Consider the following 22,039-nt stretch of genomic DNA (forward strand, 5'->3'; position numbering starts at 1 on the left):
GAATGCAAGCGCATCCGAACACGGTGGACCCGTCCGAGATCGCAAAATTCGAGGCGATGGCGGCTGAATGGTGGGACCCGCACGGGAAATTCAAACCATTGCACATGCTTAATCCGTGCCGGCTGGATTATATCACGCAGCAGATCGCTGGTGAATTCGATCGCGACCTAAAGTCGCCGACGCCGTTCGAAGGCCTGCGCCTGCTGGATATCGGCTGCGGCGGCGGGCTGCTGAGCGAACCCATGGCGCGACTCGGTGCTACGGTGGTGGGCGCCGACGCCGCCGAGGGCAACCTGCCCGTGGCCCGCATTCATGCCGAGCAATCGGGGCTGCAAATCGACTATCGCCACACCACGGCCGAGGACATGGCCGCTGCGGGCGAGCAGTTCGATGTGGTACTGAACATGGAAGTGGTCGAACACGTGGCTGATCCTCTGTCCTATCTGACCGCGACACAAAAGTTGCTTAAGCCCGGCGGTTTGGAGATTTGTTCAACCATCAACCGCAACCCGAAATCCTATGCGATGGCGATTTTCGGGGCCGAGGTCGTCATGCGCTGGCTTCCACGCGGCACGCATGAGTGGAACAAGTTCATCACCCCCGACGAGCTGTCCGACCTGCTGCGCCAAGCCGGGTTGGAGCCGGTGGACCGGAAGGGTTTTGTGTTCAACCCGATCCTGTGGAGCTGGTCGATCTCGGACCGGGATCTGAGCGTGAATTATGTGACGGCGAGTGTGAAGGCGGGGTGAGGTAGGTTTTTTTTTGATTCGATCTTTAAGTTACGCGCCGTGGCGCGCGGTATTTTTTGGTGCGGCAATTTCCGCTGCTACCTTGTTCGATAACACACTAGCCACAGCAGAAGAGAATGCGGGCGTGTTCGTGTACGAACATGAAGGAGTTCCGCTGTATGGCTATGTAAGCGATCCTAAGGTTTCTGAGGCGACTCAGGAAATAGCAGATCGTTACTTGGGTTCGAACTCGAACAACTATGATCTGGTAAGGGCGTTGTATTTTTTCGTCTTTATTGACCCCGAGATAGTTTCGGATGGAAAGTTTTTGAAACCAGTCGAAATAGAACTGACGGAGGAGACGACAGAACCATTTTCCAAACACGAACTCTCTGACGAAGGATGCAATGTAGGGAGAATATTCTCCACGAATGAAGAAGAAAAAGGAGAGTATTTGGTATGGCTTGTTCATGGTGGGCAATATGAGGGCAAAGAAGGAAAAGAAGGAATTGAATCTTGTCTTCTTTTCGCGGCGGCGGCTTCGGCCGGAATTTGGTTGGCTAATCTTCCTGCTTTGCATCCCCGTGATTTACGGCAGCTTCTGGATAGAATGCTCTTAGAATGAAGTGGCCGTTTAGTCCGCGGCACATTGCATGAGCATCAAGCCTGCCAGCGCCCGACCACACCAGTCCTGGATCCACCTTGGGACAACGGTTCGCTGATCCCTACTCCCCCTCCAACTGCAACCGCAAATCCCGCAGCACTGGCAGGGCGCTGCGGACCCGCTCCAGCCCCAGCTCTCCGACCACGCGGTTGATCAGCGGCGCGATTGACGAAATCGCCTGATCCCGCGCGCGGCGACCGGCGGGGCTGATCGCGACCATCTTGCGACGGGCATCGTCCCAGTCGGGGCGGATGTGAATGTATCCGGCCCATTCCAACTTGGCCAAGGTGTTGGTCATCGCGCCTCGGGTCACGTGGAATGTGCTGGCCAGTTGCGCGGGGCTACGCTCGTCGCCGACAAAAACCAGATGATTCAGCACCGAGAAATGCGAAATTTCCATACCCTTGGGCAGCACCCGGCTGAGCCGGTTACGCAACAACTGGTCTGCGGTCAGGATCTCGCTGAACAGCGTGACCGCAAGGGCATTGGTGTCTTCTGTCATTGTTCAGTTCTGTCAGGGTCCAGTGAAAGACCGGGTGTGCGTCAACGACGGCACGCGACGGCGCGCCTCAGTCACAGAACTATCATCCAAATCGAAAATGTGAATGCCTGGATCTGTCCCTGCGTCGATCAGCACCTTTCCCCAAGGGTCCACAACCATGCTGTGCCCATGGGTAAAACGTGTCTTTCCATGCGTCGTCGGGTGTTCCCCCGTTTGTGCCGGAGCCAAGACCCAACAGCCCGTCTCAATCGCCCGTGCCCGCAATAGCGATTCCCAATGTGCGGCGCCCGTTACCGGTGAAAACGCCGCCGGCACAGTCAAAACCCGTGCGCCTGCCTGTGCCAAAGCCGCGTGCAGGTATGGAAACCGGATGTCGTAACAGATGGTCAGACCCACCTTGCCAAAGTCGGTTTCGGCTATGACCGCCTTTTTGCCGGGGCGGTAGTTCTTTGATTCGCGGAACGTCTCGGTTTCCGTGACCTGCACGTCGAACATATGGATCTTGTCGTAGCGCGCCACGATCTGACCTTGCGGATCAATCATGAAAGAGCGGTTGGCAAACCGCCCGTCAGCGTCTTGAGTTTTGATGCCCAGTGATCCGATCAACACCCAAACGCCCAGTCGGGCGGCCTGATCCCGCAGGCCGGCCAAGGTGATGTCGTCTTCTTCGTGCTGAAGAACCTCGTGTTGCCGCGTCGTACTGTTTGACACGCAATTCGTGACCTCTGGCGTCAGGATAAAGCGCGCACCCTGCCCTGCCGCGTCGGCCGCCATGGCGCGCACCATGTCCAGGTTTTCGACCGGATCATCCGACGAGGTGATTTGCAGCAGCGCGGTCTTCATCAGGCCGCAAGCAAACGGTCAAGCTTGCCTTGCCGCTCCAGTTCATAAAGGTCGTCGCAGCCGCCTACATGCTGTATCCCGATAAAAATCTGAGGCACGGTGCGTTTACCACCGGCACGCTGGATCATCTCAGGTTTGCGCTTGGGGTGCATCAGAACGTCAACCTCCTTGAACTCAACGCCTTTCTGCTTCAGCAGGCGTTTGGCTGCATGGCAATAGCCACAGAGCGGCGAGGTATAGATTTCTACCGACTTCATTTTCCGTTCCCCTAGGGTTTCGTGCAATCTTGGGCGAATTAGGCATCCTTGGCAACGCGCGCCAGTGCCAACACGAAAATATGATTTACCCCTGCGACCTGACACGCACGCGTGCACGCCGTCAGCGTCGCGCCGGATGTCATCACGTCATCCACCAACAGGATATCGCGCCCCTTCAAATGCAGTGCGCGCCTTGGGTGGACGCCAATTGCGCCCTCCAGGGCTTCGCCCCTCTCCTGCGCAGTCTTCCCGTCCAGCACCGGGGTCCGACGTTTGCGCACCAGCAGATCCGGTACGCACTCCAACCCGGTTTCTCGCCCCAGGTTTCGTGCCAACAGTGCAGACTGGTTGTAACGCCGTTTCAGCAGGCGCGACCAATGCAACGGCACCGGAGCAATCACCATCTCCGGCCGCAACAGCTCGCGTCCGGACTGTGCCAGCCAACGTGCAGCCGGACGTGCCAACTCGGTCCTGTCGCCGTGTTTCAAAGCCAAGACAAGTGACCGCGCCTTCCCATCATACAGCAACGCAGCGCGGCCCGCTTTCCAGGGCGGTGGGGCTTTCAGGCAATCGTCGCACTCCGTCCGAAACCTGTCCGCGCTCCCGATCACGGGCACACCACAGCTTTCACAAATCGTACCACCGATGAACGGCGTATCCCGCCAACACGCCCCACACAGGCCAAAATCGGATTCGGTCAACTCTCCACAGCCCATGCAACGCGGCGGATAGATCAATGCAAGGGCAGTTTGAATCCGCTGCGCAATGCGATACTTGCGACCTATGAAACTACCCGAGTCCACCGCACCCTCTCTTTTCGACCGCAACGCCATTCTGAATCATCGCGCCCGCGCGAAGGACGACGCCTTGTTCTTGCATCGCGCCGCCATTGATGAGGTGCAGGATCGGCTCTCCATGGTTAACAAAACATTTACGGCTCCTGCGGTTGTAACCCCTTTCCCACAGCTTTGGGCGGACGTTTTTCCTGATGCCGCCATTGTCGCGGATGACGATGTGCTGGCACTGCAACCCGGTGCTCATGACCTGGCGATTCATGCGATGGCGCTGCACTGCGCCAATGACCCGGTCGGCCAACTGATCCAATGCAAAAGGGCTTTGAAGCCAGACGGGCTGGTGCTTGTCGTATGCCTTGGGGGAGAGACCCTTCACGAATTGCGCGCCGCGCTGGGTCAGGCCGAAATCGAGGTCACGGGCGGGCTCAGCCCCCGCGTCGCCCCTATGGCCGAGCTGCGCGATCTCGGCGGATTGCTGCAACGGGCCGGTCTGGCATTGCCAGTGGCCGATGCCGTACCGCTGACGGCGGAATACCGCGATGTCCGGCACCTGATGCACGATCTGCGGGACATGGGCGAGGCCAACGCTTTGACGGCTCGGTTGAAATGCCCGACCCAACGCAGAGTGTTTGAAGCCGCGCAACGCATCTATTCGGATCACTTTTCGACGGGAACAGGCCGCCTTGCCGCTACGTTCGAACTGATTTGCCTGACCGGTTGGTCCCCCGATGACAGCCAACCAAAGCCGCTGCGCCCGGGGTCAGCCCAAATGCGTCTTGCAGATGTCTTGCGCACGGAAGAGGGCAAACTGCCGGATTGACGCGCAACCAAATCCCTTTATCTCAGGTCGGAACACGATAACTCAGGAATGCCCACATGTTTGATGCCACTCGCCCCGCTCATGCCCCTGCCGACCACCCGAAGGTCAAGATGGGCCGCGTTGGCATTTTGCTGGCCAATCTGGGAACGCCGGATGATTACACCTACTGGCCCATGCGCCGCTATCTGAACGAGTTCCTGTCGGATCAGCGGGTCATCGACTATCCGAAGTGGAAATGGCAACCGATTCTTCAGGGGATCATCCTCAGCAAACGGCCGTTCAGTTCGGGTGAAGCCTATAAATCGATCTGGAATCACGAAAAGGGCGAAAGCCCGCTGATGACGATCACCAAGGACCAGACTGCCAAGCTGCGCGACGCGATGCAGAATCGTTATGGCGATCAGGTGATGGTCGATTTCTGTATGCGCTACGGCAACCCGTCGACCAAATCCAAAGTACGCGAGATGGTTGCCGCGGGCTGTGACCGTATTCTGTTCTTCCCGCTTTACCCACAATACGCGGGCGCAACCACGGCCACCGCCAATGACCAGTTCTTTCGTGCACTGATGGATGAGGCCTGGCAGCCCGCCTCGCGAACCGTACCCGCCTATTTCGACCAACCCGCCTATATCGACGCCTTGGCGCAATCCGTTGAGCGTGCTTATGCAGCGGCGGAGACAAAACCCGATATTCTGGTCTGCTCGTATCACGGGATGCCGGAACGGTATCTGCAACAGGGTGACCCCTATCATTGCCAGTGCGCCAAGACGACACGGCTGCTGAAGGAACGGCTGGGATGGTCAGACGATCAACTGGTTTCAACGTTCCAGTCGCGATTCGGCCCCGAGGAATGGCTGAAACCCTATACAGTGGATCATGTGGCGGATTTGGCCAAGCAGGGCAAAAAGAACTTAGCGGTCATCGCGCCGGCATTCTCGGCCGACTGCATCGAAACGCTGGAAGAAATCAACGAAGAGATCAAGGAAAGCTTCGAAGAAGCGGGCGGCGAAACCTTCACCTATGTTCCATGCCTAAACGACGACCCGGCGCACATGGCTGCTTTGGGCACGGTGATCGAAGACAATTTGCGCGGCTGGCTGGACTGACCGGCACAGCCTTGGGAAAACAAAAAAGGCGGTGGATTGCTCCACCGCCTTCTTCGTGAATTCCGCGTCGAATTAGCTTGCAGCAACAGCAGCAGCAACAACGACCAGCAGGATCAGCGGCAGCAGGATGCCCTGCGACGAACCCTGAGTTTCTTCTACAACAACAGGTGCTTCAACAACCGGCTCTTCCAGGTTACCTGCATAAGCGGTCGAAGCAGCAGCAGTCAGTGCAGCAGCGAGAACGAGTTTCTTCATATTAACCTCCAGAATTTGCGCAGTTCCAATGCCCGGAACCGCACATCTAAGACTTACCTCGTGGTTTTTTCTAATCAGCATTGGCGCTGGAATGCAATTGCAACTTGACCGGTAAGCAGGTTCCCACACGAAAATGTCGTCAAATTAGCAACACTTGCGTGCCGACCTTCGTCATCAAGAACAACTCAGCAATGTCTTCGTTGAACAGACCAATACAGCCATTCGACGACCGTCGCCCGATTTTGCGCGTATCGTGCGTTCCGTGAATACGGTAGTATTTCCAGGCCAGGTACAAAGCGTGTGTTCCCAGCGGGTTATCAGGACCCGGAGGGATATGGTCAGGCCATTCCGGGTTTCGCTTTTTCATCGATGGCGTCGGAGACCAGCTGGGGCCTTCTACCTTGCGAATAACGCTGGTGCGACCGCGGCGGGTCATTTCCTCGGTCAGCGGAACCGATGACGGGTAGAGTTTATATACGGATTGATCATCTGACCAATAATGCAGCGCGCGCGACACGGTATCGACCAGAATAGCTCCGTTTCTGGTGTTCGAAAAGTACGGCTGCCAATCCAGCGCCCGAAAACCCGATACGTTCCGGCGCACGGATGCCTCGGGCTCGGGTGCGGGACGCAGCGGATCACCGGGGATGTATTGCGCCAGTGCCGGGGTTGCCAGCGTCGCGGTAGCCCCTGCCAGAAAACCTCTGCGTGTGGACGAGTGAATGCGCTTTTTGACCATGACAACGGGTCCTGTGTTTAGATGAGGTCTGAAATCTATGACATTCTATTGCCAGAATGCTTCAGTCGCAAATCAAACCGGCAGAATCACGCAAGTTTAGGCTATTGCGCGTTTGCTCAGAACTGTCAGGCGCGCTATGCCCTGTATTGACACAATAATCAGGTCGATCATGACGCGCATCGTTTCTTTACTCTTGACTTGCTTTGTCGCGCTAGCGGCATGTACAGACACCGGCACCACAACCATTGGTGCGGACGGCCGCCCGCTGCCAACGGTTTATAAAATTCGCGGCAACCCGGAAAAACTGCAGTTTCGTATGGTTGATTCGGTCAATGCCCTGCGACAGGCCCAAGGTTTGCAGCCTGTCCAGCTGAACGCGCAGCTGAACGCGGCTGCGGCGACTCATTCCAAGGACATGGCCCGGCAGAACCGGCCCTGGCACTTCGGGTCGGACGGGTCCTCTCCGATTGATCGGGCTGCACGGGTCGGCTATTTCGGCACGTTCCTCGGTGAAGCCATTTCCGAGACCTATGAAACCGAAACGGAAACCCTTGCCGCGTGGATGCAGGAGCCCGGGCCGCGTGCAGTCATCATGGACCCCAAGGCCACTCAGATGGGGTTCGCCTGGCATCAGGAAAACGGCGGCAAAATCTGGTGGACGCTGGAAATGGGTACTGGCGGCTGATGCTGAATATGGATTCAATGAAATGGCCCCCGATTTTCGGGGGTCTTTTTTTTGCAGTTTATGCCGCTTGCATAGATTGTGCTTCGGTCAGGATCGCATAGAGTTTGACCGGATCAGGGTTCGCCCGAAGCTTGGTGCACACCGACGTGTCCCTCAGCGTGCGCGACACAAGGGCCAGCGCTTTGAGGTGATCGACCCCGGCCTCTTCCGGTGCAAACAGTGCAAAGGCAATGTCTACGGGTTGACGATCCACCGATCCGAAGTCGATGGGCTTTTCCAGCATGACGAATACGCCCGAAACCGAATCAAGCTCGGGCAAACGCGCGTGCGGAAGCGCCACGCCATGCCCCACGCCGGTTGGGCCCAGGCTTTCCCGCTCAAGCAGACAGTCGACGACTGCCTGAGAATCGAGGCCCAGATTAGCGGCCGCGACATCGCCGATTTCCTGAAACAACCGCTTCTTGCTGGAAGCGGCGGACAATACACGTACTGCTTCGGGCTTCAGTATGCTCGAAAGCTCCATGATAACGCTCCATGGCACAGCACCCGCCTCGGCGGGTGCGGCGCCGTATTCCTGCCTGTCAAGGATCAATCCAGCCGATGTTGCCGTCTTCGCGACGATACACGACATTCAATCCATCCTTGTTCTCATTTCTGAACACCAGCACCGGGGCACCGGCAAGTTCCATTTGCATCACGGCTTCACCAACGCTCAAAGATGGGATTTTTGTTTCCATCTCAGCCACAATCATGGGCTGCAGCGATTCGGGTTCATCGGCCGTGTCCGATTCGTCAGAGGCGAGGATATAAGAGGACGCCCCAAAGAGTTCAACCGGTTCGGACCGATCCTTGTGGTGGTCCTTCAAACGACGCTTGTAGCGCCGCAGTTGTGTTTCCATTTTGTCGCAGCATGCCTCGAACGCCGCATATATTTCGGTTGCGTGCGCCTTGGCCTGGGCGGTCAGCCCGGTAGACAGGTGCACTGTTGTTTCGCATACATATTCATGCGCTGAACGGGAAAAGACGACATTGGCATCCGTAGGCCGCTGGGCATATTTGCCCACAACCTCGCCCAGTTCGGTCTGCACGTGTGTCTGCAGCGCCGCACCGATGTCGATCTGTTTTCCGCTGATTTGGTAACGCATGTGATCTCCTTCACAATTCACACCCATTCTGACGTCACGTTACGCGACGAACTTGTTTTTATCGGGTGGGGGGTCGAGACACTTTCCGCGGTTGCCTTAAAACCAGCCCTTCAACGAAGGGACATCGATCTCCAGACTGGAACCGGTTAAATGCCATGGGACAATTGAGGCAAGAGACGACGGAAGAGTCAATCAAAACAGGTGTGTATATACGCGATTTCCGTCATGCATCCGACGCAGGCCAGCACAAGCCTATGAAATACGGAAGTTTTCGCCCAGATAGACCCGGCGTACATTTTCGTTCTCGACGACTTCATCCGGTGTGCCGGACATCAGAACCTGCCCGTCATGCAGAATGTAGGCGCGGTCGACAATTTCCAGCGTTTCCCGCACGTTATGGTCGGTGATCAGAACACCGATTCCTCGTTTTTTCAGGTCGGCAACCAGATGCCGGATATCGCCGACACTGATCGGATCAACGCCTGCAAACGGTTCATCCAGCAGAAGGTATTTCGGGTCTGCGGCCAAACACCGCGCAATCTCAACGCGGCGACGCTCACCGCCGGAAAGGGCAAGGGCTGGCGCACGGCGCAGGTGTTCAATCGAGAAATCCGACAACAGCTCTTCAAGCCGTTCTTTCCGCCTGTGTGAATGAGGGACAGTGATGTCCAGTACCGCAGCGATATTGTCCTCGACGCTCATGCCTCGAAAGATCGACATCTCCTGCGGCAAATAACCAATGCCCATCCGCGCGCGCCGGTACATCGGCAAAGTCGTAACATTCTGGCCATCTATAGTGACTTTACCGGCCTCAGGGAAAACGAGCCCGGCCACGGAATAAAATGTTGTGGTCTTACCCGACCCGTTGGGTCCCAACAGGGCAACGACTTCGGACCGGTCCAGCGTCATCGAGACGTCGCGGATCACCGTTTTTTTCCGGTAAGACTTCCGCAGCTTCTCAATTCGCAGCCCGGAACTGCCTTCGGCCACTGACAGGTTGGGTCGCGCCATCAATTGTTTCCCTGTTGAAGGATCGTTTTGACGCGTCCGGTCATTGTGGCTGTGCCCGTCGTAAGATTGGCGTTCATCTGGTCGCCGCTGATGATGCTGGGACCTTGCGTCAGCAGGACATTACCCTTCATGACGATCACACCGGAATCGATTGTGTATTCTGCCCAATCGCCCTCCGCAGCATCCGGCGGGCTGACCAGAACAACATTTTCGGTGGCTTCCATCCGTTCGATGGCCGAGCGTTCCTCGTTATAAATCACCAGAACCCGTTCGGCAGTCAGCCGCATTTCGCCCTGAACTACGATGACATTTCCGAGGAATTCGGCAGACCCGTCCTCCTGATTGACGTTCAGTGTTTCGGATGTCACCTCGACCGGAAGGCTCGGGTCGGCATTAGCAGAACCAAAAGCCACCTGCGCCTCTTGCGCAGTTGCGGGAGCGGCACCTGCAACCAGAGCCAGGCACAAAGGAACAAATCGAAAATCGAACACAGGTTATCTTTCTGCTTTTTCAGGCTCGTATACCAGCTTCACACCGTCTGTAAAAACAATATGGACCGGTCCGCCCTTTTTTTCAGCCCCGAAGGTCATGCGTCCGGCGGAAAAGTTGCCGATCGGCCCGGTTCCATTTACCCGCCCCGGAGTGTCGCCCCGGATTTCGTCCAGCGACGTGTTGAGCAGATCCGTTGTGACTTTAAGACCGTCAGCGGTTGTAATTACCACATCGCCAACGAAAGTTGCCGTGCCCTCATCTGGGCGGATCAAACCTGAATTGGAGTCCAGAAATATCGTTCCGCCACTGAGAAGCCCCAGACGTCCCCGAAACTCGGATGCGGTCGGGGTTTCGTCTTCGCTGCCCTGCTTTGCTTGGGTGGCCTCAATCTGAACATCTTCGCCTTTGCGGGTTGTCCCGCGATATTTCGGCTGAGTGACCACCTGCTGCGCCAGCCGCTCGTCAATGTCTTTCTCAGCAAATGGCACCGACACGTTGGTTTCGATGCTGCGGGACAGTAAGAACACGGTGGACAGCATCAGAATGGCCGCAAGCGGCAACAGAACCTTCAGGAACTGTACCATGCGGGAATACCTGTCCACTTCAGTCTCCCTCAGCCCAGACCGACGCGCAGGCAGTCGTGGATATGCAGAAGGCCCAGGGGCTGACCTGATGAAGCCTCGTCAACCACGAAAAGAGATGTGATTTTGCGATCATTCATGATCGCCACCGCCTCTTCGGCCAATGCGCCCGGTATTATGGTGGTCGGACTGGCCGTCATGACCTGCTCGGTCGTTTTATCCAGAAGACCGTCCATGTGCCGGCGCAAGTCACCGTCAGTAATGATACCCGACAACTGCCCCTGCGCATCCGTTACACCGGCCACGCCGAAACCCTTTTGGCTGATTTCGATCAGCGCATCGCTCATCGGGGTGTTCGCTGCGACCAGAGGCAGGGCGTTGCCGGTATGCATCAGGTCACCCACGGTGCTCAGCCGCGCTCCCAACTTGCCGCCGGGGTGGAAGGCACGGAAATCCTCGGGGCGGAAATCGCGATACTTCATCAGCGCAATGGCCAGCGCATCGCCCATGGCAAGAGTCAGCGTCGTAGAGATCGAAGGTACCATGCCAAAACCGCAGGCCTCACCCATTGATGGGATCAGCAAATGCACATCCGCCTGTTTCATCAACGTGCTTTCTGGCTTGCTGGAAAGCCCGATCAGCGGAATGCCAAAGCGGCGCGTAAAGGCCAGCAGGTTGGCCAGCTCAGGCGCTTCGCCGGAATTCGATATCGCCAGCACCACATCGTCTTTGGAAACCATCCCCAGATCGCCATGGCTGGCCTCGGCCGGGTGCACGAAATAGGCAGGCGTTCCGGTACTGGCCAGAGTGGCGGCAATCTTGTGGCCGATATGGCCCGATTTTCCGATACCACTGATGATGATGCGCCCGGTGGCTTTCAGGATCAGATGCACGGCCTCGGCAAAATGTTCGTCAAGGCTGTCGGCCAGAACGTCCAGCGCACGGGCTTCATCGGTAACGACCTGGCGGGCGGTTTTCAGAAATGCTTCGGTGTCGGTCATGAGTGTGCAAAGATATCCGTTTCGGGCCAACCGGCGAGGTCCAGCTTCGCACGCATCGGCAGGAAATCAAAACAGGCCTGCGCCATCTCGGTCCGGCCCTCGCGCGCCAGCCGCTTGTTCAACTCGTCCCGCAGGCGGTGCAGATAAAGAACGTCCGAGGCCGCATAGTCCAGCTGCGCATCCGTCAGGATTTCAGCGCCCCAATCGCTCATCTGCTGTTGTTTCGATATATCCACGCCAATCAGTTCCTGACACAGGTTCTTCAACCCGTGCCGGTCGGTGTACGTGCGCACCAGCCGGCTGGCGATCTTGGTGCAGTAAACCGGTGCGGCCAAGGCGCCAAAGGTGTGATACATCGCGGCGATGTCGAAACGCCCGAAATGGAACAGCTTCAGGACATCGGGGTTTTCCAGCATGGCACTCAGGTACGGGGCCTCGGTCTGGCCCTTGTCCACCTGGATGATATGGCTGTTTCCGTCACCTCCTGACATCTGGATCACGCACAGGCGGTCGCGATGCGGGTTCAGCCCCATGGTTTCACAGTCAATGGCCACAACCGGGCCCAGATCCAGCCCATCCGGCAGATCGTTTTTGTACAAATGGTTCGCCACGCGACTATTCCTTTGTGCGATATCGCCCCCGAGATAGGCGGTTTGGTCCCCAAACTCAACGCCGTCCAAAAGTCGCGGGCCATTCGATGCCAAATCCTTGACCTTATCCCCATCGGGGGGATATGGATAAGCCATGTCAAATCACGCCCACCAGTCACATCCACAGATCACGGCCCGGCTGAAGCGGGCCCATGGGCACCTGGCCAAGGTCATTGCCATGCTAGAGGGGCAGGCTCCCTGTTCGGACGTCGCACAACAGCTGTTTGCTGTTGAAAAGGCCGTCACCAATGCCAAACGCGTTTTGATTCATGATCATATCGAACACTGCCTGTCCTCTGACGACGATGGTAGCGGGATCGAAGATTTCAAAGCGATCACAAAGTACCTCTGAGCCATGCTGAGTATTCTGAGAAACCGCACCTACCGCCACCTTTTCGCGGCCCAGATCGTCGCCCTGACCGGAACCGGGCTGGCCACGGTCGCCCTTGGGTTGCTCGCCTTTGATCTGGCCGGGAATGCTGCGGGCCTTGTCCTTGGCACGGCACTGACGATCAAGATGGTGGCTTACGTCACCGTTGCCCCTCTCGCTGCTGCATTTGCCGAGCGTCTGGATCGGCGCAAAATGCTGGTCGTGCTGGACCTGATCCGCGCTGCTGTTGCAGTGTGCCTGCCGTTCGTAACCGAAATCTGGCAGGTTTATGTGCTGATCTTCGTGCTGCAATCGGCCTCGGCAGGCTTCACACCCGCCTTTCAGGCAACGATTCCGGATGTGCTGCCGGACGAAGCGGAATACACCCGTGCATTGTCGCTGTCGCGTCTGGCTTACGATATGGAAAGCCTGCTGAGCCCAATGTTCGCCGCAGCATTGCTTCTGTTGGTCAGCTTCAACAGCCTGTTCTGGGGCACTGCGCTGGGTTTTGTTGCATCGGCAATGCTGGTTGTCTCGGTTGTGCTCCCGTCACCCAAACCAAGCAAACCCCGCGGCATCTATGACCGCACCACACGTGGCATTCGTATCTATCTGAAAACACCCCGGTTGCGCGGGCTGCTTGCTCTCAGCTGGAGCGCGGCAGCGCTGAGTTCGATGGTGATCGTCAATACCGTGGTCATCGTGCGCGCCAATCTGGGCCTCTCGGAAAGCGCCGTGGCCATTGCCCTGGCCGGGTTCGGAGGCGGATCAATGCTGGCGGCCTTTACCTTGCCCCGCCTTCTGGATCGGATCGAGGACCGTCGGGTCATGGTCGCAGGCGCCGTTTTTGCCACAGGCTCCATGGCCGTCGCCGCGATGCTGGCCGCAACTGTTCCCATGTCGCTCGGTCTGCTGACCGTGTTGTGGGCACTTACCGGTTTTGGATACTCCACCACACTTACACCTTCGGGCCGCCTTTTGACCCGGTCGGCCCATCCCGAGGATCGCCCTGCCGTCTTCGCCGCGCAGTTTACCCTGTCGCATGGTTGCTGGCTGGTTCTTTACCCGCTGGCGGGGTGGCTGATGACCGTGTTTGGTCCGACCGTGACACTCAGCAGCATGGCGACGCTGTCCGTGGCGGGCGTCGTCGGTGCAATCAGCCTTTGGCCGCGCCTTGATCAAGAGCCGATCACCCACGATCACCCCGACCTGCCGCCCGATCACCCGCATCTGGCCGGGTCAGGCCCACACGCGCATCCGATCATCATCGACGATCTGCACCCGCGCATCCCACGCGAACCTTGAGCAAGGGCTTCTATCTGATCTAAACCCGGAATGACCACGAACCGGAGCCCCAATGGACCAGCTTGACCGTCGCATCATCGCCGCCCTGCAGACCAATGCACGCGCCTCGACCACGCAGATTGCGACCACGCTGGGTGTCGCCCGGACAACCGTGCACGAGCGAATCAACCGGATGGAACAGCGCGGCCTGATCGAAGGGTATTCCGTGCGTCTCGGGTCCACGGAAGACACACCGAAAGTGCAGGTCATCGTCATGCTCGAGGTACAGCAGAAGGAAACCACCCGGATCATCAGGCGGCTCGAGGCCTACCCGGAGGTCAAACTATGCCTTTCGATCAACGGAGAATTCGACCTTATGCTATCGGCAGAGGCGCCCAGGCTGGAAGATCTGGACATTCTGGTCGACGACCTGGCGAAGATTCCCGGTGTCCTGCGCACCAATACCAGTGTCGTGTTCGGGCGCAGGATCGACCGAAACTGAAACGGCGATAACTCTCTGTAAACCGATCGTTGGCTAGCTTGGCCGGGATAGATCAGAATCCCGGACCGGCAGAATGCCAAATCAAAAGATCCCGCTTGTTCTCATGTTGTTGCATGTGCTTTTGGCGCAGGCAGGATTTGCCATGCCAGATGCCAAAGCCGGTGACCTGTGCGATCAGGCCGCGCGCCGCGCCGCTCTGTCCGAAGGCGTGCCCTTGGACGTGCTGCGCGCCATCTCGCGCGTTGAAACCGGGCGCGCACTGGACGACCGGTTGCAGCCCTGGCCCTGGACGATCAATGTCAACGGTCAGGGGTACTGGTTCAAGTCCGAGGTCGAAGCCAAGGCCTACGTGTTCAAAATCTTCAAAACAGGCAAGCGTAGCTTTGATGTCGGCTGTTTTCAGATCAATTATCGCTGGCACGGGAAAGCCTTCCGTTCGATAGACGCGATGTTCGATCCCGATGAGAACGCAACCTACGCCGCCCGGTTCCTGAATGGCTTGTATGCCGAGCTTGGATCGTGGCCCGCGGCCGCGGGGGCATATCATTCCCGCACGACATCCCTTGCCAAAGCTTACAAAGGGCGATTTCAAACGGTGCTGGCACAGCTCGAAGGCACGTCCAAAACCCGGGTTGCGACCACGCCCCGCGATCCGTTCACCGGGGCCGAGCTCCCCTTGATCCCGATGCAGACCGCTACGCCCCACACCGGGGCGCTGGGGTCTCTGGTGCCAGCCGCAGGCACCGCAACCGCGTTTATCGCCTTCAATTAGGAGTTTCGCGTGCCCAAGATCGACATCCGGTCCCTGTTTTCACCAACTGTCCTGCTGGCGATTGCGCTGATGACGGTCATCATCATGATGATCCTGCCCATGCCAGCCTGGGTTCTGGACGTGGGGCTGGCTACCTCCTTTGCGCTGGCGATCCTGATCTTTACCCTGACACTGTTCATTGAGCGCCCACTGGATTTTTCGTCTTTCCCGACGATTCTGTTGGCGTCTCTGATGTTGCGCCTGTCGTTGAATGTATCGTCGACGAAACTGATTATCGGGCAGGGGCACACCGGCCCGAATGCGGCAGGAGACGTGATCGAAGGTTTTGCCAGTTTCGTCATGGGCGGCAGCATTTTTCTTGGCCTGGTGGTGTTTGGCGTTCTGCTGATCGTGAATTTCATGGTCATCACCAAAGGCGCTGCCCGCATGGCCGAAGTAGGCGCACGCTTTGCCCTTGACGGAATGCCGGGCAAACAACTTGCGATCGACAGCGACATGTCCGCAGGGGCAATCGATCATCAGCAGGCCAAGGAACGGCGAGAGCTGGAACAGCAGGAGACGACATTCTTTGGCTCTCTCGACGGTGCGTCGAAATTCGTGAAGGGAGACGCCGTCGCCGGGCTTCTGATTACACTGCTAAACCTCATTATGGGCCTGGTCATGGGCGTTGTCGTGCATGGAATGCCCGTGGCCTCGGCGTTCGAAACCTATGCGATTCTGACTGTCGGCGACGGGTTGGTGTCCCAAATCCCTGCAGTTATCATTTCTATTGCTTCTGCCCTGCTGCTGGCACGGGGCGGTACGCAAGGGGCCACAGACAACGCCATCTTTTCTCAACTTGGCCGCCACCCGGCAGCAATGTCTACCGTCGCGGTGCTTATGGTTCTGTTCGCGCTGGTGCCCGGCCTCCCTTTTCTGCCATTCATCCTCGGCGCAGCAATACTGGGATTTGCGGCTTATAGTGTTCATCGAAAGCAGCGAGACACAGAGGCATCAACGAAGCTGCCTTCGACAGAAACCGAAACGCCAACATCCCAAGCCATCGGAGACATTCTGGACCTGGATGATGTCCATCTGGAGTTCGCCCCGGATCTGGTCAGTATGGTTCTGAATCCGGGCACCGGGTTGGACGCCCGTATTGCCAATATGCGCACTTATGTGGCGTCGACCTTTGGCCTGATACTGCCCGAGATCCGCTTAACTGACCGTGCCGACCTGCCAACCGGAACGTATGTGATCAAGGTTCAGGGCGTCGAACAGGCGCGCGGTGTCTTGCATCCCGATCTGATCCTGGCGCTCGTGCAGGACGGTTTTGACCTGTTACCGGAGGGCAATGATGTGACCGAGCCGGTCTATGGTGCTCCAGCACGCTGGATCCTGCCCAAAGATCAGGAGGACGCCGCGCTGAATGGTGCCACTATAGTCTCACCACCCGAGATTCTTGCCACCCATCTGCTGGAGATCATCAAACGAGACTTCTCGCGCCTGCTGACCCTGAAATCGCTCCGTCGCCTGCTGTCCGAAATGACTCGCCTGAGCGACCCGGTACGCGCCGAAGCCAACCGCAAACTGCTGGATGAACTGATCCCCGACAAAGTGCCGATCGACACCTTGCACGCAGTTCTGCGCCTGCTGCTCGACGAACGTGTGTCAATCCGCAACATGGCGCTGATCCTTGAAAGTGTTGCCGAGGCGCGGCTGACCACCACACAACCCGAAGGCATCTGCGAACTGGTGCGTCAGCGTCTTGGCTTTCAGTTGGTCGCGGACATTAAGCGCGAGGATGGCTCGATCCCTCTGATCCAGTTGGCCCCTGAATGGGAGGACACATTCACCTCTTACCAGATCGACGCCCCCAATGCCGGCATGGATGTCGCGCTGCCCCCGAACCTGTTCAACAAACTGGCCGACGGGGTTGTAAGCAGCATCGCAAAATCCGCTGACAACGGCCTGTTTCCGGCCGTCGTGACCTCGACCCGGCGCCGTAGGTTGCTGCGCACAATCATGCAGGCGCGCGGCGTGTCCAACCCGGTTTTGTCTTTCGAAGAAATCGGGTTGGAAGCCAAGCCTGCTTTGATCGGAACGGTTGCAGCGTGATCGCCCTGCCATCAGAAATGCTGTCGCAGCTTGCCGAAACAACCTGGCAGGCCTTCGTCGTGTTTCTGCGTGTCTCTGCTCTTGTCTCGCTGCTTCCAGCTTTCGGTGAACAAAGTATCCCGACACGGGTTAAGCTTGGTGCTTCTGTTGCTTTCACCCTGATCGTATTGCCCGCTGCGCCCGCCGTCAGAATTGACCCCAGCCTGTGGGCGACCGTGCGACTGGTCGGGACCGAAGTTCTGATCGGGCTTGTCTTGGCGATAGGCTTGCGCCTTTTCGTTCTCGCACTGCAAACCGCAGGGTCCATTGCGGCTCAGTCAACGTCATTGTCGCAATTGCTGGGCGGCGCGGCGGCCGATCCGGTCCCCGCTATGGGATATCTGCTGACCCTGGCAGGGCTGACACTTGCGGCAATCATGGACCTGCACGTCCGGGCCGCACAGTTTCTGATCCAGAGTTACGCGTTGTTTCCAATAGGATTGGCACCCGGAGCTGCGGATGTGTCACGCTGGGGTTTGCACCAGGTCGCAAACAGCTTTGGGCTGGCTTTTGCACTGGCAACGCCATTCGTCATCGCTTCCTTGATCTATAACCTGGCCCTTGGGGTCATCAACCGGGCGATGCCGCAGCTGATGGTGGCCTTCGTGGGTGCTCCGGCGATTACCTTTGCTGGGCTGTTCCTGCTGTTTGCAGGCACACCGCTGATCCTTTCCGTGTGGGCTGACACGCTGATCGCCTTCTTCACCAACCCGATGGGAGCGCAGAGATGAGCGCAGGTGATGACGACAGCGACAAGTCATACGAACCGACATCACAAAAACTGCTGAAAGCACGTGAGAAAGGTGAGGTTCCCAAATCCAATGACCTGTCGGTTGTGGCGGCATATGCCGGGTTTCTGATCGCCCTTCTGACGGTCGGGCAATACACCGTCGAGCAAATGGGCACGGTGTTCATGGTTCTGATCGACCAGTCCGACGAACTCGCGCGGCTTCTGACGGCAGGGCCTTCGCATGCTCTGGTTGCAGGGGTTTTGAAGAGTGCCCTGCTTCCGGTGGCATTGCTGTTCTGCCTTCCCGCTGCGGCTGTTCTTCTGAACTTGATCGCCCAGCGCGCGCTGATCTTTGCCCCAAGCAAACTGAAACCAAAACTTTCGCGTATCTCACCGGTTTCGAATGCCAAGAACAAGTTTGGGCGTGGCGGCTTGTTTGAGTTTGCCAAAAGCACCGTCAAGCTGTTGATCTACGGCACCTGTCTGGCGCTTTTTCTCAAAGCCAACCTAACCGAGATTCTGTCGGCCAGCGCGGCACCGGCAAAGTCATCCATTCTGCTGATGATGAACCTGCTGTTTCGCTTTCTGTTCATCGTTATCGCAGTCGCGCTGGCCATCGGGGTTGTCGATTTCCTTTGGCAATACGCCGAGCACATGCGCAAGAACCGTATGTCGCGCAAGGAAATTACTGATGAAACAAAGGATGCCGAGGGCGACCCCCATGTCAAACAACACCGGCGCCAGCGTGCACAGGAGATTGCTACCAACCAAATGTTGGCAGATGTTCCCAACGCGGATGTTGTGATCGTAAACCCCACCCATTTTGCTGTGGCGCTGAAATGGACACGGGTTGCGGGCAGCGCCCCGGTTTGTGTTGCCAAAGGTGTGGACGAAGTTGCCGCCACCATCCGCTCTGCCGCAGGAGAGGCTGGTGTCCCGATCCACTCAGACCCTCCCACAGCACGTACGCTTCACTCGACCGTGGATATCGGTCAGGAGATTGCCGGAGAGCACTATCGTCCTGTTGCCGCCGCGATCCGGTTTGCCGAAGCAATGCGAAAACGCGCAAAGGAGCAAGTTCGATGAAACACACTCAGCTACCTGACTTGGAAAAAGTAACCAACGCCGCGTTTCAGAAGCATTTCCAGGCACTGCGACCGATCCTTGAGGCCGAGGCTCGGATTCAGCAACAACTTGCCAGATTGGACAGTCAACTCAATCAGGCGCGCCAAGACAGCGCCAAGATCGAAGGCTATCAGGTTTCAGGGACCGACGTTCTCTGGAATGGCTGGGAGTCCGCGACGCGGAGACAATTGAACCTGCAACTTGCCCGAACGCGCGCGCAGAAACTTGCCGGAATGGCAGCTTTACGTACAGCTTTTGGGCGAAAACAAGCCGTAGAAACACTGCGGATGAAAGTTCAGCAGGCTAACCGAAAAGCGAAGGCCAGAAAACACTTCGGGCAATAGCTCGACCGGCCCGAAATATCGGGCCAATTAGCGTCAGCTATCTTGTCGGTTTACACTCAGAATCAGCACTTTGGACACGTCTTCACCAAATTCTTTGCGCGCTACTTCCAGCAAGGAATTCCGCAATACGTCCAGGTTCCCGGATTCTGTAAAAGCCCCGTCAAAACCACCCATGTTTGCATGGTCAAAAAGAACCTGAAGAAAGCCATCTCTGAGTTTAGGCTCGATTGCATAATAGGTTTCTGTAATGGCCGGGTTCGCCTCAAGGCTCAGCGACAGCGCTACCATGGCTTCGATCTGGTCGTCTTTCACAACGGGGACGACGAATTGCTTGGTCATTTTCAGATACCCGAAGCCATCTCCCTTATCTTTTTTCTTTGACTTACCTGACTTTTTATCAACCGCCTTGACCTCTTTGACCGCTTCTTTTGCAGAAGCTGCACTTTCAGGATTTTTCGCAGGAGCAAGAACCAGACCCGCGCCAATACCCGCACCAAGCCCGACAATCAAAAAAAACACAGGTATCAATTTCGCGATCACGATCTCACCTCAGAATGGCAAAAGTGAATCAAGAACTTGCTGGCCATAACGGGGTTGCTGGACATCCGTTATCTGCCCTCTGCCGCCATACGACACCCGCGCCGACGCGATTTTGTCATAGGTGATTTCATTTTGCCTCGAGATGTCCTGCGGGCGGACGTATCCTTCCACAAGAAGCTCTCTTAGTTCGAAATTGACCCGCAACTCCTGAGATCCCTCTATCGAAAGAACTCCGTTCGGCAACACATCCAGCACTGTTGCGGCAACACGTAGAGTCAGCTTTTCGTTTCTCCTGACCGATCCTCGTCCAGAGCTTGAAGAATCCGCCTCAATCGAAACGGCTTCATCCAGCGATGCGCCCTCGGGCAAGTTCTTCTGCACACGCTGAGGAAGGCCGAAGAGGCTGGGAACTTCAAGGTTCTCGGACCCAGATCTGGATCGTCTGGTGTTGTTCGAGATTTCAGCTTTTTCATCCAGCTCGATGACAACGGTCAGGATGTCTCCTTTCTTGATCGCGCGCTGGTCGCCTAGCAGCGAATGCTGCCCGCCGCTCCACAAAGAGGACCGGTCAACATTTCGCTGGGGTTGCGTATGCAATGGCAAACCCGGCCACAACATTGCAACCTGTTCCGGGGAGTCTTCGTTTGGAGTGAAACTTGGCGGTTTGCCCAAATGATCCATTCGACCACAAGCGGACAAGACAAAAGCCGTTAGGAGAAGGGTTTTTGACAATCCGTGCATCACTTTACCTCGATTTGACCGTCCGGGCGGATTCGGCCTGTTACGGTTGTTCGGGACGAAAGGTTCATGACACGAATGCGATCCCCCGCTGCGCCACGCCCCAAGGCTCGGCCCTCTGTGGTGATCGACAAAGGTTGGCTACTGAACACCAGCACAACCAGATCGTTTCGATCGACGATGGCAGGCGGCCTAACATCGGAGTCACGAATTGGACGACCGGGGTAGAGCGCCACTCGGGCCTCTTGTCCGATCAAACGGTCAGGATCGGAAATTGCATCGGCAATATCCGTTGGTTTCAACTCGAGATCGGCCGCGGAAATGACTTCCTTGGCCCGGATCGTACGTGTCGAAACTACAATGTCAGCCTGAGCGGCAATTGGCGCCATTAGCATCAGAGTAAATAAAAGACGTCGCATCACCGCACCTGCGTTGTCGCACTCATCATCTGGTCCACCGCCGTGATGACTTTGGCATTCATCTCATAGCCGCGTTGCGCTTCGATCAGCTCGGTAACCTCGCGCACGGCGTCGACTGAGCTGTCTTCCAGATATCCCTGCCGCAAAATTCCCAGACCATCTTCGCCCGGAGTGCCCAGAACCGGAGCGCCAGAGGCTTCGGTTTCCTTGAACAGATTGCCTCCGATGGCTTCCAGCCCTTTGGCGTTCGAGAAACTGGCCAGAGCAAACTCCCCAAGCAACTGACCTTCGGGAGAGTCGTCAAAGTATGCATAGACCTCACCCGACGCATTGATCGAAACAGAACGAGCATCATCAGGAATGGTGATTTCGGGTGAAACCGCAAACCCGTCCGAAGTGATGATCAGACCTTCTGCCGACCGTTTCAGGCTGCCATCGCGCGTATAGGCGGCCTGACCGCTGGGCAGGGTCACCTCGAGATAGCCACGACCTTCGATCGCCACATCCAGATCGCTCCCGGTGGCCGACAAGGCGCCTTGCTCCAATTGCACTGTCACCGCTGCCGGTCGCACGCCCAGTCCCAGTTGAATACCCGTAGGCAGAACCGTTCCGTCCGATGCGTTCACAGTGCCGGCCCGGGCCATCTGCTGATAGTGCAAGTCGGCGAATTCCGCCCGCCGGGCGTTGTAGCCGGTGGTGTTCATATTCGCCAAGTTGTTCGAGATCGTCTCGACCCGCATCTGTTGCGCTGTCATCCCAGTGGCCGCAATTTTAAGGGCTCGCATGTCTAACTCTCCTCATCCAAT

General features: G+C 57.2%; 30 protein-coding genes. 13 read left to right on the top strand and 17 right to left on the bottom strand.

Features of this window, described 5'->3' with window-relative positions:
* The first annotated feature begins 2 nt into the window (after window positions 1–2).
* Both ubiG and D1823_RS21955 read left to right on the top strand, forming a co-directional pair.
* Window positions 3–749: a bifunctional 2-polyprenyl-6-hydroxyphenol methylase/3-demethylubiquinol 3-O-methyltransferase UbiG gene (gene ubiG / locus D1823_RS13815; RefSeq protein ID WP_117870947.1), complete on the top strand. Its 747-nt coding sequence runs from the start codon at window positions 3–5 to the stop codon at window positions 747–749.
* A gap of 13 nt (window positions 750–762) precedes the next feature.
* The gene (locus D1823_RS21955) at window positions 763–1,353 is read left to right on the top strand and encodes a hypothetical protein (RefSeq protein ID WP_162896849.1); all 591 of its coding nucleotides are present in this window, start codon (window positions 763–765) and stop codon (window positions 1,351–1,353) included.
* Window positions 1,354–1,453: 100 nt separating this feature from the next.
* Here D1823_RS21955 and D1823_RS13825 read toward each other — a convergent pair whose 3' ends face one another.
* From D1823_RS13825 to D1823_RS13840, 4 genes are read right to left on the bottom strand one after another with little or no spacing between them, the layout of a single operon-like run.
* The gene (locus D1823_RS13825; RefSeq protein WP_117870951.1) at window positions 1,454–1,894 is read right to left on the bottom strand and encodes a MarR family winged helix-turn-helix transcriptional regulator; all 441 of its coding nucleotides are present in this window, start codon (window positions 1,892–1,894) and stop codon (window positions 1,454–1,456) included.
* A gap of 12 nt (window positions 1,895–1,906) precedes the next feature.
* Window positions 1,907–2,737, bottom strand: a complete 831-nt coding sequence (locus tag D1823_RS13830; protein WP_117870953.1) for a carbon-nitrogen hydrolase family protein — start codon at window positions 2,735–2,737, stop codon at window positions 1,907–1,909.
* Window positions 2,737–2,994 carry a glutaredoxin 3 gene (grxC, locus tag D1823_RS13835; protein ID WP_117870955.1) on the bottom strand — a complete coding sequence of 86 codons (258 nt, stop codon included), beginning with the start codon at window positions 2,992–2,994 and terminating at the stop codon, window positions 2,737–2,739. The genes D1823_RS13830 and grxC overlap by 1 nt, the downstream gene beginning before the upstream one ends.
* Window positions 2,995–3,032: 38 nt before the next feature.
* Entirely contained in the window at window positions 3,033–3,797 is a 765-nt protein-coding gene (locus D1823_RS13840; RefSeq protein ID WP_371415281.1) for a double zinc ribbon domain-containing protein, read from the bottom strand.
* Between D1823_RS13840 and D1823_RS13845 the strand changes: the two genes are divergently transcribed.
* Both D1823_RS13845 and hemH read left to right on the top strand, forming a co-directional pair.
* Window positions 3,778–4,608, top strand: coding sequence for an SAM-dependent methyltransferase (locus D1823_RS13845; protein ID WP_117870959.1), 831 nt, complete (start codon window positions 3,778–3,780; stop codon window positions 4,606–4,608). The two genes, D1823_RS13840 and D1823_RS13845, sit on opposite strands and share 20 nt — an antisense overlap.
* Before the next feature lie 56 nt (window positions 4,609–4,664).
* Window positions 4,665–5,714: a ferrochelatase gene (gene hemH, locus D1823_RS13850; RefSeq protein WP_117870961.1), complete on the top strand. Its 1,050-nt coding sequence runs from the start codon at window positions 4,665–4,667 to the stop codon at window positions 5,712–5,714.
* Window positions 5,715–5,786: 72 nt separating this feature from the next.
* Here hemH and D1823_RS13855 read toward each other — a convergent pair whose 3' ends face one another.
* Both D1823_RS13855 and D1823_RS13860 read right to left on the bottom strand, forming a co-directional pair.
* Entirely contained in the window at window positions 5,787–5,969 is a 183-nt protein-coding gene (locus D1823_RS13855; RefSeq protein ID WP_117870963.1) for a hypothetical protein, read from the bottom strand.
* 139 nt (window positions 5,970–6,108) lie between these two features.
* Window positions 6,109–6,708, bottom strand: coding sequence for a L,D-transpeptidase (locus tag D1823_RS13860; protein ID WP_117870965.1), 600 nt, complete (start codon window positions 6,706–6,708; stop codon window positions 6,109–6,111).
* 169 nt (window positions 6,709–6,877) lie between these two features.
* Between D1823_RS13860 and D1823_RS13865 the strand changes: the two genes are divergently transcribed.
* Window positions 6,878–7,393: a CAP domain-containing protein gene (locus tag D1823_RS13865; protein ID WP_117872899.1), complete on the top strand. Its 516-nt coding sequence runs from the start codon at window positions 6,878–6,880 to the stop codon at window positions 7,391–7,393.
* Between the two features lie 58 nt (window positions 7,394–7,451).
* On the opposite strand, the gene ptsN is transcribed toward D1823_RS13865, so the two are convergent.
* From ptsN to D1823_RS13900, 7 genes are all read right to left on the bottom strand, one after another.
* Window positions 7,452–7,916, bottom strand: a complete 465-nt coding sequence (gene ptsN, locus D1823_RS13870) for a PTS IIA-like nitrogen regulatory protein PtsN (RefSeq protein WP_117872900.1) — start codon at window positions 7,914–7,916, stop codon at window positions 7,452–7,454.
* Between the two features lie 58 nt (window positions 7,917–7,974).
* Complete coding sequence (gene hpf, locus D1823_RS13875; protein WP_117870967.1) at window positions 7,975–8,538, bottom strand: ribosome hibernation-promoting factor, HPF/YfiA family; 564 nt, start codon at window positions 8,536–8,538, stop codon at window positions 7,975–7,977.
* 252 nt (window positions 8,539–8,790) lie between these two features.
* Window positions 8,791–9,549, bottom strand: a complete 759-nt coding sequence (gene lptB, locus D1823_RS13880; protein ID WP_117870970.1) for an LPS export ABC transporter ATP-binding protein — start codon at window positions 9,547–9,549, stop codon at window positions 8,791–8,793.
* Window positions 9,549–10,040, bottom strand: coding sequence for an LptA/OstA family protein (locus tag D1823_RS13885; RefSeq protein ID WP_371415282.1), 492 nt, complete (start codon window positions 10,038–10,040; stop codon window positions 9,549–9,551). The genes lptB and D1823_RS13885 overlap by 1 nt, the downstream gene beginning before the upstream one ends.
* 3 nt (window positions 10,041–10,043) lie before the next feature.
* Window positions 10,044–10,643 (bottom strand): LPS export ABC transporter periplasmic protein LptC, encoded by a 600-nt coding sequence (lptC, locus tag D1823_RS13890; RefSeq protein ID WP_117870972.1) that lies wholly within the window; start codon window positions 10,641–10,643, stop codon window positions 10,044–10,046.
* An 11-nt stretch (window positions 10,644–10,654) separates the two neighbouring features.
* The gene (locus tag D1823_RS13895; RefSeq protein WP_117870974.1) at window positions 10,655–11,623 is read right to left on the bottom strand and encodes an SIS domain-containing protein; all 969 of its coding nucleotides are present in this window, start codon (window positions 11,621–11,623) and stop codon (window positions 10,655–10,657) included.
* Complete coding sequence (locus tag D1823_RS13900) at window positions 11,620–12,234, bottom strand: ribonuclease D (protein WP_117872902.1); 615 nt, start codon at window positions 12,232–12,234, stop codon at window positions 11,620–11,622. Before D1823_RS13900 ends, D1823_RS13895 begins: the two co-directional genes overlap by 4 nt.
* 133 nt (window positions 12,235–12,367) lie before the next feature.
* Here D1823_RS13900 and D1823_RS13905 point away from each other — a divergent pair, with 133 nt between their 5' ends.
* From D1823_RS13905 to D1823_RS13940, 8 genes are all read left to right on the top strand, one after another.
* Window positions 12,368–12,625 carry a metal-sensing transcriptional repressor gene (locus tag D1823_RS13905; RefSeq protein ID WP_117870976.1) on the top strand — a complete coding sequence of 86 codons (258 nt, stop codon included), beginning with the start codon at window positions 12,368–12,370 and terminating at the stop codon, window positions 12,623–12,625.
* A gap of 3 nt (window positions 12,626–12,628) precedes the next feature.
* On the top strand, window positions 12,629–13,948 hold the full coding sequence (locus D1823_RS13910; protein ID WP_117870978.1) for an MFS transporter: 1,320 nt from the start codon (window positions 12,629–12,631) through the stop codon (window positions 13,946–13,948).
* 52 nt (window positions 13,949–14,000) lie between these two features.
* Window positions 14,001–14,429, top strand: a complete 429-nt coding sequence (locus D1823_RS13915; RefSeq protein ID WP_117870980.1) for an Lrp/AsnC family transcriptional regulator — start codon at window positions 14,001–14,003, stop codon at window positions 14,427–14,429.
* Window positions 14,430–14,502: 73 nt separating this feature from the next.
* A complete protein-coding gene (locus tag D1823_RS13920) occupies window positions 14,503–15,201 on the top strand; it encodes a lytic transglycosylase domain-containing protein (protein ID WP_117870982.1) in 699 nt (232 codons plus the stop codon).
* Window positions 15,202–15,210: 9 nt separating this feature from the next.
* A complete protein-coding gene (gene flhA / locus D1823_RS13925; RefSeq protein ID WP_117870985.1) occupies window positions 15,211–17,298 on the top strand; it encodes a flagellar biosynthesis protein FlhA in 2,088 nt (695 codons plus the stop codon).
* Window positions 17,295–18,068 carry a flagellar biosynthetic protein FliR gene (locus D1823_RS13930; protein WP_254683738.1) on the top strand — a complete coding sequence of 258 codons (774 nt, stop codon included), beginning with the start codon at window positions 17,295–17,297 and terminating at the stop codon, window positions 18,066–18,068. The genes flhA and D1823_RS13930 overlap by 4 nt, the downstream gene beginning before the upstream one ends.
* Complete coding sequence (flhB, locus tag D1823_RS13935; protein WP_117870989.1) at window positions 18,065–19,153, top strand: flagellar type III secretion system protein FlhB; 1,089 nt, start codon at window positions 18,065–18,067, stop codon at window positions 19,151–19,153. Before D1823_RS13930 ends, flhB begins: the two co-directional genes overlap by 4 nt.
* Window positions 19,150–19,536 carry a hypothetical protein gene (locus D1823_RS13940; protein WP_117870991.1) on the top strand — a complete coding sequence of 129 codons (387 nt, stop codon included), beginning with the start codon at window positions 19,150–19,152 and terminating at the stop codon, window positions 19,534–19,536. The genes flhB and D1823_RS13940 overlap by 4 nt, the downstream gene beginning before the upstream one ends.
* A gap of 33 nt (window positions 19,537–19,569) precedes the next feature.
* On the opposite strand, the gene D1823_RS13945 is transcribed toward D1823_RS13940, so the two are convergent.
* The 4 genes from D1823_RS13945 to flgG are packed head-to-tail and all read right to left on the bottom strand — an operon-like array spanning window position 19,570 to window position 22,018.
* Complete coding sequence (locus tag D1823_RS13945) at window positions 19,570–20,076, bottom strand: flagellar basal body-associated protein FliL (RefSeq protein ID WP_117870994.1); 507 nt, start codon at window positions 20,074–20,076, stop codon at window positions 19,570–19,572.
* 9 nt (window positions 20,077–20,085) lie between these two features.
* Window positions 20,086–20,817 carry a flagellar basal body L-ring protein FlgH gene (gene flgH / locus D1823_RS13950; protein WP_117870996.1) on the bottom strand — a complete coding sequence of 244 codons (732 nt, stop codon included), beginning with the start codon at window positions 20,815–20,817 and terminating at the stop codon, window positions 20,086–20,088.
* A complete protein-coding gene (flgA, locus tag D1823_RS13955; RefSeq protein WP_117870998.1) occupies window positions 20,817–21,233 on the bottom strand; it encodes a flagellar basal body P-ring formation chaperone FlgA in 417 nt (138 codons plus the stop codon). The genes flgH and flgA overlap by 1 nt, the downstream gene beginning before the upstream one ends.
* Complete coding sequence (gene flgG / locus D1823_RS13960; RefSeq protein WP_117871001.1) at window positions 21,233–22,018, bottom strand: flagellar basal-body rod protein FlgG; 786 nt, start codon at window positions 22,016–22,018, stop codon at window positions 21,233–21,235. The genes flgA and flgG overlap by 1 nt, the downstream gene beginning before the upstream one ends.
* Window positions 22,019–22,039 lie beyond the last annotated feature (21 nt).

Source organism: Ruegeria sp. AD91A (assembly GCF_003443535.1).
Classification (GTDB): domain Bacteria; phylum Pseudomonadota; class Alphaproteobacteria; order Rhodobacterales; family Rhodobacteraceae; genus Ruegeria.

Coding starts and splice junctions, on each gene's coding strand:
- D1823_RS13830 (WP_117870953.1), bottom strand. CDS start 2,737: ATGAAGACCGCGCTGCTGCAAATCACCTCGTCGGATGATCCGGTCGAA.
- flhB (WP_117870989.1), top strand. CDS start 18,065: ATGAGCGCAGGTGATGACGACAGCGACAAGTCATACGAACCGACATCA.
- D1823_RS13905 (WP_117870976.1), top strand. CDS start 12,368: ATGTCAAATCACGCCCACCAGTCACATCCACAGATCACGGCCCGGCTG.
- D1823_RS13920 (WP_117870982.1), top strand. CDS start 14,503: ATGCCAAATCAAAAGATCCCGCTTGTTCTCATGTTGTTGCATGTGCTT.
- D1823_RS13865 (WP_117872899.1), top strand. CDS start 6,878: ATGACGCGCATCGTTTCTTTACTCTTGACTTGCTTTGTCGCGCTAGCG.
- flgH (WP_117870996.1), bottom strand. CDS start 20,817: ATGCACGGATTGTCAAAAACCCTTCTCCTAACGGCTTTTGTCTTGTCC.
- lptB (WP_117870970.1), bottom strand. CDS start 9,549: ATGGCGCGACCCAACCTGTCAGTGGCCGAAGGCAGTTCCGGGCTGCGA.
- D1823_RS13895 (WP_117870974.1), bottom strand. CDS start 11,623: ATGACCGACACCGAAGCATTTCTGAAAACCGCCCGCCAGGTCGTTACC.
- D1823_RS13940 (WP_117870991.1), top strand. CDS start 19,150: ATGAAACACACTCAGCTACCTGACTTGGAAAAAGTAACCAACGCCGCG.
- ubiG (WP_117870947.1), top strand. CDS start 3: ATGCAAGCGCATCCGAACACGGTGGACCCGTCCGAGATCGCAAAATTC.
- flgA (WP_117870998.1), bottom strand. CDS start 21,233: ATGCGACGTCTTTTATTTACTCTGATGCTAATGGCGCCAATTGCCGCT.
- flgG (WP_117871001.1), bottom strand. CDS start 22,018: ATGCGAGCCCTTAAAATTGCGGCCACTGGGATGACAGCGCAACAGATG.
- D1823_RS13860 (WP_117870965.1), bottom strand. CDS start 6,708: ATGGTCAAAAAGCGCATTCACTCGTCCACACGCAGAGGTTTTCTGGCA.
- hpf (WP_117870967.1), bottom strand. CDS start 8,538: ATGCGTTACCAAATCAGCGGAAAACAGATCGACATCGGTGCGGCGCTG.
- D1823_RS13825 (WP_117870951.1), bottom strand. CDS start 1,894: ATGACAGAAGACACCAATGCCCTTGCGGTCACGCTGTTCAGCGAGATC.
- D1823_RS13915 (WP_117870980.1), top strand. CDS start 14,001: ATGGACCAGCTTGACCGTCGCATCATCGCCGCCCTGCAGACCAATGCA.
- D1823_RS13845 (WP_117870959.1), top strand. CDS start 3,778: ATGAAACTACCCGAGTCCACCGCACCCTCTCTTTTCGACCGCAACGCC.
- grxC (WP_117870955.1), bottom strand. CDS start 2,994: ATGAAGTCGGTAGAAATCTATACCTCGCCGCTCTGTGGCTATTGCCAT.
- ptsN (WP_117872900.1), bottom strand. CDS start 7,916: ATGGAGCTTTCGAGCATACTGAAGCCCGAAGCAGTACGTGTATTGTCC.
- D1823_RS13910 (WP_117870978.1), top strand. CDS start 12,629: ATGCTGAGTATTCTGAGAAACCGCACCTACCGCCACCTTTTCGCGGCC.
- D1823_RS13855 (WP_117870963.1), bottom strand. CDS start 5,969: ATGAAGAAACTCGTTCTCGCTGCTGCACTGACTGCTGCTGCTTCGACC.
- hemH (WP_117870961.1), top strand. CDS start 4,665: ATGTTTGATGCCACTCGCCCCGCTCATGCCCCTGCCGACCACCCGAAG.